Genomic DNA, 11,983 nt, shown 5'->3' with positions numbered 1-11,983 from the left:
ACCGGGACTTTGGGCACGTGCAGCACCTCAAGAACACCTCCAAACACGGGCAAGTGCTTGCCGTGTCGATGATGAAGGACGAGGCGCCGTTCCTTCTGGAATGGTTCGCCCACCACCTCGCCGTGGGCTTCACCAACGTCCTCGTCTATACCAACGATTGCTCCGACGGCACCGATACCATGCTGAAAAGGCTGGAGGAATTGGGCCTCGGCCACCACCGTGAGAATGTCATCGCCGAAGGCATCAAGCCGCAACCCTCCGCCCTGAAACACGCCCAGGCCGAGCCCATCGTGCGCCAGGCCGATTGGGTGCTGGTCTTCGATGCCGACGAATTCCTCTGCATCAAACACCCCTCCCATTCCGTCGAAGGCATGATTGACGACGCCACAGCGCAAGACGCCAACGGCATCGTCATCACTTGGCGCATCTATGGCTCGGGCGGCGTCGTGGAATGGTCCCGCGATCCGGTGACCGAGCAATATACCCGCGCCGCCCCGCCCCTTTGGAACAAGGGCTGGGGCGTGAAGACGCTGTTCAAATTCGACCACCAGCACTGGAAACTCGGCATCCACCGCCCGTCGATCAAGAACAAATGGCTGGAAACCGATTTCCCCGACAGCGTCAAATGGCTCAACGGCTCGGGCCGCCCGATGGAGGACTACTTCAAGTTCCGTGGATGGCGCTCCATCCGCCGCACCGTGGGCTACGACTGGGCGCAGATGAACCACTACGCCGTCAAATCCGTCGACAGCTACGCCGTCCGCAAGTTCCGCGGCAACGTGAACAACAAAAAAGACAAATATAACAACGACTACTGGTCCCTTCAGGACCGCAACGAAGTCGAAGACACCACGGCCCTCCTGCACGCCGAAAAGCGCGCCGAGATCATGGCAGAGCTGCTGAAGGACCCCGTCCTCCACGACCTCCACTTCGCCGCCCTCGACCGCGTCGAAAAACGCCTGGATGAATACCGCCAGACCGACGCCTACATCGAACTCCGCGAAGGTCTGATCGAGGCCGGAAAAGTCCCCATCACCAAGATCGAAGCCAAGCCACCCCAGGCCCGTGACCCCGCCAAGATCGCCGCGCTCATGTCCCGCGTCGAAAAGGATGTCGCCGCCAAACCCATCGAGGAACGCCGCAACGACAACGTCGCCGGATGGGCTGCCACCGACGGCGACCCTTACGTGGAAGGCGACATCGACACCTCCGGCGATATCGGGTTGGAATGGGTGGAAAACCACGGCATCGACCTGCCCGCCGACCCGCGCGTCTTCTCGCCCGAAAGCCTCGACGTGATCATTCTGGGCCGGTTTGAACGCCGCCACGCCCGCAATATCGCCGGATACCTCGCCCATTGCCCCCGTGTGCTGGAAATCGGCGCGGGCGTCGGTTTCATCGCCATGCGCACCGTGAAGATGAGCGAGGGGCTGATCTACATGGCCCAGGACAGCCGCGCGCCGCTGGTGGCCTACGGGCGGCAATTGGCGGAACGCGCGGACGTGGCCAGCGACCGCCTGAAGTTCACCGACGGGCCGCTGATCTTCCCCTCCGATGGCCCAGAAGAGGCCTCTGGCCTTGCCGCTTATCTCAAGGATTTCAAACCCGTAGCGCTCCGCATCGGCCGCGCGGCGGATCTGCCTGCCCCCCGCCTCGCAGGCCAGGACCTCAGCGGTGTGAAGCGCGTCATCCTGCCCGTGATCTCCGACGATCAGGCCGAGGCCTACCGCGCCGATTACGCGCCGATCCTGGCCGACAAGGGCTTTACGGAGGATCCCGAGCGCGCCGCCTCGGGCTCGCTGCAATTCAATGGCACGCTGTAACACGTTGGGGTAAAGCATTGGGCTTGGCGAGCGGGTCCGCGCTGGCATAACGTGACCCGGAACGAAGGGGCAAATGGTGGCAGATCACTCAGACGAAGACGACCTGATCGAGGGCCACGGCGTCGTGTTGCGGGCCAAGAACGGTGACGTGATCCGCTATGATCCCTCGGGGCTGGTCCTGCGACTGGCCGACAGAGTCGTGGAAGACCTGGCGCTTCGCTTGCCGGACCGGGGCGCGGCGGCTGTCACTGCGCCCAAAGCGGCGGCCGTTGATCTGCCCGAGGGCATCGATGCCTGGGACGCGCGGGCCGACGGCAATTGGATCACCTTCACCGCGCGCCTGCCCGGCGACCAAGGCGTGCGCGGATTCCGCGCCCATGTCGACGGCGGCGATATCATCGCCGAAACCAACGGCCCGGTTCTGGGAATCCTAGGCATCGGCGGTGCCCGCGCTGCGCTGGCCACGCGGCAGCCCGCCCGCTACCCGCAACACATCGTGGCCCCCGCCGATGACATCGGCGCGGTGGGCCACGCCGGGCTGGAGGCGGCCAAGCCGATGGACCGGCTGGAGCATCTGCGAGAGATGACGCACGAGGCGCTGGTGGCCCAAACCGTGCTCGACTGGCGCATGGCGGATTACGGCCCCTTGCCCCTGTTCTTCACCCGGGTCGAGACCGACGGGTCGACGACAGCCGCAGATCTGGCCTGTGGAAAAGCTGTGGAGAACCTTCTGGCCGCCGCCCGCAACCTCCGTGCCGCTTGTGAGTTAATGCAGAAAAAGTCCAAGATCCTGGCCGTTTCGCTGGATTTCGCGCTAGAGGATCATTCGGAAACCGCAAGCGCCTATCGCGACGGTATGCTCGCCACGATGGAGGCGATCAGCGAGGGGCTTTGGCAGCTTGGCTTCGACCGCCCCCTCTTCGTGTCGCGGTTCGAATCCGCCCTGCCGGACCTGGCCCCTGCCCCCGCGCTGGACGGCCAGTGGGAGCTCAGCTGGTCGCACGGCGACCACCGCCTGCTCCATTCCGCCCCCGCCTATATGTTTGCGCGCGACGCCTATGATCGGCCCACCGAAGACGCCCGCCAGCAACAGGCCGAGATGACCGCTTCGGCCATTGCGGACGCCGCCACCTGGAAGTGCCCCACCTTGCATCTCGCAGAGCTTGAAGGCACCACCCTGCGCGTCGCCACCCGCGCCGCAGGCCCGTTGGTGCTCGACGAAAGTGACCCCTTTGGCGCAGGCCCCGGTATGGGCTTCACCCTCACCGGTTGCGACAACGCCGCTGAGATCACGGACATCCAGATCGCTCCCGACGATCCTCAAACCCTCCTCCTTACGCTTTCCAAAGCCCCCAAAGGCCCCGCGCCCAAACTCGCCTATGCCACCCACGGCCCCGGCGCGCTGCGCGATGATTGGCACCTCGACAGCGCCACCGGCGTGACCCTGCACCGGTGGGCCTTGCCCGCCCATCTGCCGATCACCGGGGGCCGCCATGCTTGAGCTACCCGCCAACCTGCCCCCCGGCGCGCTCTGCGCTGCCCATCCCGGCGCCGTTTCCGCTGCCTTGAAAGGCGCCCATTGGTGGCACGGGTCCGAGCCGCAGATGGAGCAAGACCCCGCCACCGGCGCGGTTTCCCTGTGGCGCGCCTATGACGGCGGCCCGCCCGCCGAGCCGACGGAGCCCAACAAAGGCAACGGCCAGATCGGAGAGGTCGACACGCTGACCGGCCTGCAGTGCCGCGCGGGCACCCATTGCGGCGTCGTGGCCGAAGACGCCGCCCCCGACGCCACCACCGCGACAATCGCCGTGCGCTTTTACACCCCACCCGGCGAAGACGCGCGCACGCTCTTCGCCCTCAACGCCCAGCGCGTGGGCAACTACGTTTTCCTGTCCGAGACCGCGGGCGTGCTCACCGCCAAGGACGACCAGGGCCGCGCCAGCGTCGATCTGCCCTGCCCCGACCAGGACGCCCCGCGCCTGGCCGTCGTGTCGCTTTTCGGCGACCAACTGGCCCTCGCCCTCGGCCCGAACCGCATCGACACCCAGGCCAAGGAGGGCATCCTCCAGGGCACCGCGAGCCTCTTCATCGGCTGCCGCAACCAACGCCCCCGCCTTCTCAAAACCCTCGGCTCCGCGCTGATCCTTGACGTCTGGCTGTTCCCCGGCCGCGCGCTCCTGCACTCCGACGCCCCCGCCGACACCCGCGCCCTCAAAGCCCTCAAGCGCCATCACCTCTGGGCCGCCGCATGAGCTTCACCCGCGACACCATCCAGGACGGCAACATCTGCGTCATCTGGGTTGACGACATGATCGACGTCTTCACCTGGCGCACGACGTTCGGGTTGGAAATCCAGACCCCGCATCTCGACCGCCTGATGGCCGAAGGCGTGCGCTTCTCCAACGCCTACGCCACCGTGCCGCTCTGCGCGCCCTGCCGCGCCGAACTGGCCACCGGCATCTCGCCCTTCCGCTCCGGCCTCGTCGACCTCAACCGCTTCTGGCGTGACGTATACCCACCCGAAAAAGCCTGGGCCTACGACCTGCGCCGCGCCGGGTTCTACAACTTCACCACCGGCAAAGTTGACAGCAATTACAAACCGATGCCCGAAGAATACCGCCGCATCCTCTTCCATGAGGATGCCCTGGCCCAAGACGGCGGCAAGCGCCGAGGCGTCCACGCCTACCTCGACCGCGGCCCCGGCATCAAAGGCGTCAATCACCCCGATGATCAGGGCGAATACGACCACACGTTCTTCGACCACAACGTCGCCCAGAACGCCATCGACCACCTGGCCCGCGCCGACCCGTCCCGACGCCACCTGATCCAACTGGGCTTCAAACACCCCCACTACAACCTTGTCGCCCCCGACCGCTTCTACGCCCAATACGACCCCGCCGACATCGTCTGGCCCTCCATCGCCGCGCCCGAGGATTACTTCGGCCCCCAGCCCGGTTTCGCCGTCTATGAGGCCGCCTATATCGCCAACGGCGTCTGGACGCCCGAGAAGGCCGGCGACGACGCCTGGCGCCAGGTCGTGCGCGCCTACTTCGCCTGCATCTCCCATGTCGATCACGAGATCGGCCGCTTCATGGACGCCCTCCGCGCCTCGCCGCTGACCGCCAATACCACCGTCATTTTCCTGTCGGACAACGGCTTCAACCTTGGCAACCACGACAGTTTTCACAAGATGTCTCAATGGGATAGCGCCGCGCATATCCCCCTTGGCCTCTGGCACGCGGACCTGGAACCCCGTGTCGAAGCCCTCCCCGTCTCCCTCCACAACATCCCCAAAACCATCATGGAGCTCGCAGGCCTGCCGCCCCGCCCCGACTGGACCTCGGGCCAATCCCTCCTGCCGCTGATCGACGACAGTTTCGGCACCTATGACGCGACCAAATCGCCGATCACCTGCGTCTTCGGCACCCTCTCCGTGCGCCCCTCCATCGAGGGCCTCAGCCAATACCGCTACTTCCGCTACCCCAACGGCGAGGAACACGTCTACGACCTGGAAGACGACCCCGGCGAGACCCAAAACCTCGCCGAAAGCGCCCCCCTGGAAACCCTCCGTGACGAGCTGACCCGAGGCGCGCTGGACCTCGGCCTCGACCTGCGCGGGTTCGAAAACCCTGCCCAAGGCGTCAACGCGATGATGGCCGTCGACGGCTCCGTCGTCCTCGCAGGCGGTCGCGCCGACAACGACTATTGGGCCTACGGCGCCGACGCCGAGAAGATTAAAGAGGAAAAAGACGGCGGCACCGATACGCTCTGGTACATGGCAGGGCCTGACGATTATATCCTCCATGTGCCTGCCAACATAGAGAAAATCCGCATCGCCACCGTCGTCTCCCGCAAGGAGGAAGGCGCCGGAAAAGGCCCCCAGCCCGAAGGCAAACGCATCCGCATCGTCGCCCACCCCGACAGCCCCATCGAGTTCGAAACCTCCGAACGCGTCGAGGTCGACGTCACCGGATCGAGCGGCGATGACATCATGATCGGCCCCAAACACGGCTCCGCCACGTTCTACGGCGGCCGCGGCAACGACACGATGATCGCCAAGGCCAAACAGGGCAACCGCCGCCACGGCTTCTACGGCGAGGAAGGCAACGACACCCTCCACGGCGGCCCCGGCCGCGACACGCTCGACGGCGGCACCGGAGACGACGAGATCCACGGAAACTCAGGCCGAAACCACATCTTCGGCGGCCACGGCAACGACGTCATCTACGACGGCGAAGGCGCCTCAACGATTGACACCGGGCCGGGCCAGAACGAGCTCCACATCGGTGAAGGTGATCACGAAATCGCCACAGGCTCCGGCCTCACCCACATCACGCCAGAGGCGGGCGCCAAGGTCATCAAACCCGCTTACGGCGGCGTCACGGTGATCCACAGGTGGCACGCCGCGCAGCGCTATGACCTCTCCGATTGGCCCGCGACGCCGAGTGTCACGCGGACGCAATACGGGACAAGGCTCCGCTGTGGCCTGACGATCTTGGACATCCACGGCGTCGCGGGCGACGCGGACATCACAACGCAGATCGTCTAGAGCGAAATTCGTCTGACCTGCAACACGACGCATCACTTAACGCGTTGAAATCTTTGATTTCAGGCAGCGTTAAGTGAGTCAGGTTTGTGAATTTCTGCTTTAAACTGGGATGCGCCCTCAGGGTGGGCGAAACCCACCCTGAGAAGCCAAGGTTAATGCGGGTCGGCTTAAGTCGCCGCGCTTAACTTTCGGGCCGGTTCAGTGCTTTGCCAGAGCTGTCATAAACCATGAGCGCCGGGCGATCGACAGGCAGATCAATCCAGTTGCGGGCCGCGTTGAAGCTGATCGCCCTTGCGCCATCGCCGTGAAATTTGTTGGGGAACCCGGGCGAATTCTCCTTGATGATACCGTCGTAGGCAAACAGTGTTTCCTTGTCTGCCCCCGTGATCCCCATGCGCATGCGCAACTGCCAAACAACGTAGATACGGTTCGCGGGTTCTGTGAACTTGTAGCTCTGATCAATCTCCGTGTCCTTCGTTGATGTCACGGTGTGCTCCACGCTGTAGGTGCCGGTGACACTCGCCTCAAAACCCTTTGCTTTGATGCCAAGTGTACCGCTGAGCGTCTCGGTCGTTTCTTTGCTGACCGTTTGGGTGACGGACGTATTGAAGTTGAAACTGGTAACGTTGGACTCCTCGGCCAAGATGCACGACCAGTAGCTATAGCTGACGGCCTGCAAGTCCGACGGGATGGACTGGAACGGGCTGGTGGGGATCGGAAAGGAGTATTCCTTTGCCCATGTCAGCGTTGGATGGTCGCCGTGATTCACAATCGCCTGTAGCGCGTCATAATTCGCTGGAACCGCCTTATACAGCTGTGGTGTCGTGCTAGGGAATTGCGGGTAATCGGATGGGTTGATCGTTTGTGGAACGAATTCGGTGCCGATGGTCATTGAATTATTCATCCTTAGTATCTTGGTGCCCCTAAAAACTGCGAAATTTTCTGTTTCTTTTCAAGAGATTTTGCCGATATCCCGTCACGCTCGCGACGGCTTGGGCGTTTCCGGCGCTACGGCGCGCTCCGACCAGTCTGCGTGCCGCGCCAGCAGACATGCACACTCCAGCGTCGCGCCCTCCCCCTTGCGGCCCAGATAATGGCGAAGGGGATAATTCGACATCGCAGGCGGCCCATAGGATATCGCTTCGATCCCCAAATCTCCCACCGCCACATCACCCGCATCAATCTCGACGTGACGTCCCATACAGACGCTCAAACATATGCCATTTCCAAGGTATCTGCCCTGTCGAGCATAACGACCCCGCGCGCCAGCTTAGCGCGCAACCAACACCACGCGTCGCGCTCGCACCGACGGGCCTCCGCCAGCGCGCTTGCGCAAAACCTTAACAAACCCTTAATGCCAGATTGATTTACAAACAAAACCAATACCTTACTCGCGTGCTCAAGCTTGAGCACCCCTGCGCATCCCGCCCATGCAGCCCCGCAACACCTTAACCAATCCTCCCCGAAACCCTTTGCCTCACAGCCCAAAACCGTCCAAAAAGACCCCCAAGCAAGCGCGGACAAATCCGCCGCCCCATCGAGCAACAAAAAAGGCCAGCCCATGGACCTCAACCGTCGCCCCGTCGCCTCTCTCTGGATCGGCGAGAGCCTGCAATATCTCAACCAGCTCTGCCTGAAATCGCACCTCAAGCACGGCCATCCGGTGACGCTTTACTGCACCGACAAGGTCACCAACGCCCCCGAGGGCGTCATCGTGAAGCCCGCGACGGATATCATGGATATCCCCATGGATATCGTGGAGGCGACCTCGGCCAGCTTCCTCAGCAACGTCTTCCGCTACAAGATGATCCAGCAGACGGGTGCGATCTGGATCGATTGTGACGCCTTCTGCCACGCCCCCTTCCCCGATGAGTGGGAGCATATTTACGCCGGCCACGGCATGCGCGGGGCGCTCAATTGCGGCGTCGTGGGCATCCCGCAGCAGGGCGAGCTGATGGATCAGCTCCTGGATTACTACGACAACCTGCCCGACTACCCACCCTGGTGGAACCCGCGCCAGCGCAAGCGGATGGACCGCCAGGACAGCAACCTGCCGCTGGCCGTGCGGATCTACAAGACCGAGCGGACGGCCTTTGGCCCTCAAGCCTTCACCCATTTTGCGCGGCAAACGGGCGATATCGACAAGGCCATGACCTCGGACGTGCTCTACCCCGTGCCGTTCCAGCTCAACGATATTTTCTACGATCCCCATGGCCGCGTGGAAGGCTGGTTCAGCGACGATACCGTCTCGGTCCACCTCTACACCAACGGCACCAAGCCGTGGTGGCGCAAGAATGCGCCGCTGGAGAATTCCTACGCCTGGCGCATGTGCCAGGAGGTGGGGATCACCCCCGAAGACGCGCTGGAATAGCCGATGATCAACGCGCCCGCGCCCACCCCCGCGCTCGATTTCGACCCCGAGCGCCCGATTAACTGGACGCCGACCTGGCACTCGGACGTGACCCTAGTGCCCTGGAGCGAGACCGGAGATCGCAGATCCCTGCGCGCGGCGGGGCTGTTTGACGCGCATGGGGCCTACATGCCGGAAGGCCATTGCTGGCGCTATCACCACACGCCGATCACGTTTGAACCTGTCCCCCCCACGGACGCCCCCGCGCCCGAGCGGCTGGCGGGCCGTTGGCTGTTCGGGGGGCTCTTCTACGGCCACTTCGGCCACTTCCTGTGCGAAAGCACCTCCCGGCTGTGGGCGCTGGACCAGCTTGGTCCCATCGCAGGCATCGTCTTCTACCCCAAGAACCAGCTTGCCCATGAGCGGCGCCATTACCGCCACCAGCTGCCGTTTTTCGCGGCCATGGGGCTTGGCGCGGACAAGATCCAGATCCGCGTACCGCAACAGCCTGTCATCATCGACCAACTCGCCACGCCCGAGCCCGCTTTCGGCATCGGCGAGATGATCGAGGCGCGCCCCAACTACCGCCATTACATGCAAAACACCCTCGGCCATGCGATCCCCGCCGACGGCGCCAAGGACCTCTATATTTCGCGCAGCAAATTGCCGTCCAAACGCGGGTCGGTCATTCTGGAGGACCTGATCGAGCAGAAGATGGAGAAGGCGGGCTACACCGTCTTTCATCCGCAGAACCACGGCATTGAAGAGCAGATCGCGGCCTATAAATCGGCCAAACGCATCGTCTCGCTCGATGCCTCGTCGCTGCATATGGCGGCCATGCTGGTGCGCGCGGATACGAAGGTTGCGATCATCAATCGCGGCCCCTCCAGCAATATCGAGGATTACCTGGCCCAGTTCACCCGCTGGCAGGGCCATGCGCCGACGCGGATCGAGGCCGTCACCGGCTTCTTCTTCCCCGAAGGCCGCCGCGTGGTGAAGCGCGAAACCCACGCGACGCTGGATTTTCCGACCGTCTGCGCGGACCTTGTAAAGGGTGGCTTCCTGCCCGCTGGCACGAAATGGACGAACCCCTCGAAGGCCAAGATCGCCGAGGCGGTCGCGGCCATGGCCGAGCGGGTCAAAGCCCCCCTCGTTCACCACGAGTTGGAGGGTTAGGCCGTGGCAAAGCACCCCATCTGCGCCGTGACCCATGTCCGCCATGAGCATTTCTTTCTTGAGAAATGGATCGCGCATTACGCCCCTATCGTGGGCGGGCGTGAGCATCTTTACGTGGTTATGGACGGCGACGATTGGGAACCGCAGGTCGACCTGACCGGCGTCAACGCCGAGGTCGTGCTGGAGGCCCCGCGCCGCCGGATCAAGAACGACCGGTTCATGGCCAGCCACATGTCCAAATTCTCCAACCAATTGCGCAAGCGCTACGAGAACGTGGTGCGCTGCGATGTGGATGAATATGTGCTGATCGACCCGGCCTCAAACCTCGATTGGGAAACGGCGCTGGCCACCGAGCAGGTGGAGGCGGGATACATTTTTGCGCTTGGCTGTGACGTGGTCCAGGGCCCCGATGAGACGACGCCCGTGGACCGCGCCCAACCGATCCTGGGCCAACGCCGCGCGGGTTACATTGCCGACCGCTACACCAAACCCTTCGTGATCAGCCGCTGGAACAACTGGGCAGGCGGCGCGCATAGGCTTTTGAACCGGCCGGTTGTGATCTCGCCGCATTTCTACATGTTTCACCTGGCCTTGGCCGATGCGGGTATCGTGCAGGAACGGATGGAGGCGCGCGGCGGCACGACGCAGCACCGCAGTTTCGTGGGCCACCAGACCGACCGCATCGCCGCGATTGAAGACACCGCCACGGCAGAGCCCATCGACTGGGAAGAGGCCCGCGCCATCGGCATGGCGGAATTCCCGATCGAGCCAAAAGACGGCGGCCCGGCCAAGCGCCCGCGCCCGTCCCGCGACCCGCGTAATATGGAACACGGGTTACCCGTCCGTATCCCCGAGCGTTTCTTCGGCCGCGCCTGATGGCCCGGGGGCACTAGGGCCATGACCGGGCGCACCATCGTGTCGATGATGAAGGACGAGGCGCCCTTCCTGCTGCATTGGATCGCCCATCACCGCCTGATCGGCTTTGACCGCATCGTCGTTTTCACCAACGACTGCAGCGATGGCACGGACGCGATGCTCGACCGTCTGGAAGCGATGGGAGAGGTCATTCACCAGCGCAACAAGGTGCCGCCGGGCGGTAAGCCGCAACCCCTCGCCCTGCGCCGCGCGATGAAGCTGGAGGCGGTCACCGACAGCGAATGGCTGATCGCGCTCGACGTTGATGAATATGTGCAGATCAAGGTGGGCGCGGGGCGTCTGGACGACCTGCTGGCCACAGCGCCCGAAGCCGACGGCTTCGCGCTGACCTGGCGGATGCGCGGCGGTAATGGCCTGCGGGAATGGACGCACGCGCCGGTGCCCGAGGCGTACCCGCGCGGCGCGCCAGACCTGTATCGCAAGGGCTGGGGCGTGAAGACCCTGTTCAAACCCTTCGACGGCATGAAGCTTGGCATCCACCGCCCCACCGTGAAAGGCCCTGACAAATCGGCGCTGCACGGACGGGCCTGGGTCAATGGCTCCGCCAAGCCGATGACGCATGGGTTCATGGAGGGGATGTGGCGCTCCTCCCTGGCGACGCTGGGGTATGCCCATGCCGAAATCGCCCATTTCGCCACCCAAAGCCAGGAGGCCTACTTGCGCCGCGCCGCGCGGGGCAATGTCAACGCCAAGCCCGACAAGTACAACGCGACGTACTATGCGATCTTCGACCGGAACGAGACGCCGCAGCCGGGCCTCGACCGCTGCGCCACGGCCACGCAGACCCGTGTGGCAGAATACCTCTCAGATCCTGACCTCGCCGCGCTTTATGCTCGCGCGATGGATTGGCACGCCGCCACCCGCGAGGCGCTGCGTGCGGGCCCGACCTACGACGCCGACATGGCCGCCTTGGCGGAGGCCTCCGCCACGCCCTTTGAGGCGCTCGATGATGTCCTGTTTCCCCAGCCCCTCGCCCCCCAAGGCAAAGAGATTGTCGCCAAGATGCAGGCCGACGGGGTCGAGGATCTGCACATCGCGCGCGCCGTCGCCAAATCCGTTGGCAAAATAGAAGCGCGCCGCGATGCCGCCGATGCGAAGGAGCTGCTGGCGCGGGGCATCTCGCCGGATTACGGCGATTGGGGCTGAGCC

The 11,983-nt window shown here is 64.0% G+C and carries 10 protein-coding genes; 8 read left to right on the top strand and 2 right to left on the bottom strand.

Going from position 1 to position 11,983, the window contains the following annotated elements; genetic code table 11:
- The first annotated feature begins 17 nt into the window (after positions 1-17).
- The 4 genes from AC6I9R_RS07080 to AC6I9R_RS07065 all read left to right on the top strand — a co-directional run bounded on the left by AC6I9R_RS07080 (position 18) and on the right by AC6I9R_RS07065 (position 6,372).
- The gene (locus AC6I9R_RS07080; protein WP_461428122.1) at positions 18-1,823 is read left to right on the top strand and encodes a glycosyltransferase family 2 protein; all 1,806 of its coding nucleotides are present in this window, start codon (positions 18-20) and stop codon (positions 1,821-1,823) included.
- 76 nt (positions 1,824-1,899) lie between these two features.
- Positions 1,900-3,324, top strand: coding sequence for a hypothetical protein (locus tag AC6I9R_RS07075; RefSeq protein WP_461428121.1), 1,425 nt, complete (start codon positions 1,900-1,902; stop codon positions 3,322-3,324).
- Positions 3,317-4,075, top strand: coding sequence for a hypothetical protein (locus AC6I9R_RS07070; RefSeq protein ID WP_461428120.1), 759 nt, complete (start codon positions 3,317-3,319; stop codon positions 4,073-4,075). Before AC6I9R_RS07075 ends, AC6I9R_RS07070 begins: the two co-directional genes overlap by 8 nt.
- Positions 4,072-6,372, top strand: a complete 2,301-nt coding sequence (locus tag AC6I9R_RS07065) for a sulfatase-like hydrolase/transferase (protein ID WP_461428119.1) — start codon at positions 4,072-4,074, stop codon at positions 6,370-6,372. The genes AC6I9R_RS07070 and AC6I9R_RS07065 overlap by 4 nt, the downstream gene beginning before the upstream one ends.
- A 181-nt stretch (positions 6,373-6,553) precedes the next feature.
- Here the strand turns inward: AC6I9R_RS07065 and AC6I9R_RS07060 are convergent, their stop codons facing one another.
- Positions 6,554-7,264 (bottom strand): hypothetical protein, encoded by a 711-nt coding sequence (locus AC6I9R_RS07060; protein WP_461428118.1) that lies wholly within the window; start codon positions 7,262-7,264, stop codon positions 6,554-6,556.
- Positions 7,265-7,348: 84 nt separating this feature from the next.
- Entirely contained in the window at positions 7,349-7,573 is a 225-nt protein-coding gene (locus AC6I9R_RS07055) for a hypothetical protein (protein ID WP_461428117.1), read from the bottom strand.
- Positions 7,574-7,933: 360 nt separating this feature from the next.
- Here AC6I9R_RS07055 and AC6I9R_RS07050 point away from each other — a divergent pair, with 360 nt between their 5' ends.
- The 4 genes from AC6I9R_RS07050 to AC6I9R_RS07035 are packed head-to-tail and all read left to right on the top strand — an operon-like array spanning position 7,934 to position 11,980.
- Positions 7,934-8,743 (top strand): hypothetical protein, encoded by an 810-nt coding sequence (locus tag AC6I9R_RS07050; RefSeq protein ID WP_461428116.1) that lies wholly within the window; start codon positions 7,934-7,936, stop codon positions 8,741-8,743.
- A 3-nt stretch (positions 8,744-8,746) separates the two neighbouring features.
- Positions 8,747-9,898, top strand: a complete 1,152-nt coding sequence (locus tag AC6I9R_RS07045; protein ID WP_461428115.1) for a glycosyltransferase family 61 protein — start codon at positions 8,747-8,749, stop codon at positions 9,896-9,898.
- A gap of 3 nt (positions 9,899-9,901) precedes the next feature.
- Positions 9,902-10,774, top strand: a complete 873-nt coding sequence (locus AC6I9R_RS07040; RefSeq protein WP_461428114.1) for a glycosyltransferase family protein — start codon at positions 9,902-9,904, stop codon at positions 10,772-10,774.
- 21 nt (positions 10,775-10,795) lie between these two features.
- The gene (locus tag AC6I9R_RS07035; protein WP_461428113.1) at positions 10,796-11,980 is read left to right on the top strand and encodes a glycosyltransferase family 2 protein; all 1,185 of its coding nucleotides are present in this window, start codon (positions 10,796-10,798) and stop codon (positions 11,978-11,980) included.
- Positions 11,981-11,983: the final 3 nt, after the last annotated feature.

The sequence above is a fragment of the Gymnodinialimonas sp. genome (genome assembly GCF_059726805.1).
The sequence above is the reverse complement of the archived record's forward strand: the minus strand, read 5'-3'. Positions and strand labels throughout refer to the sequence as shown.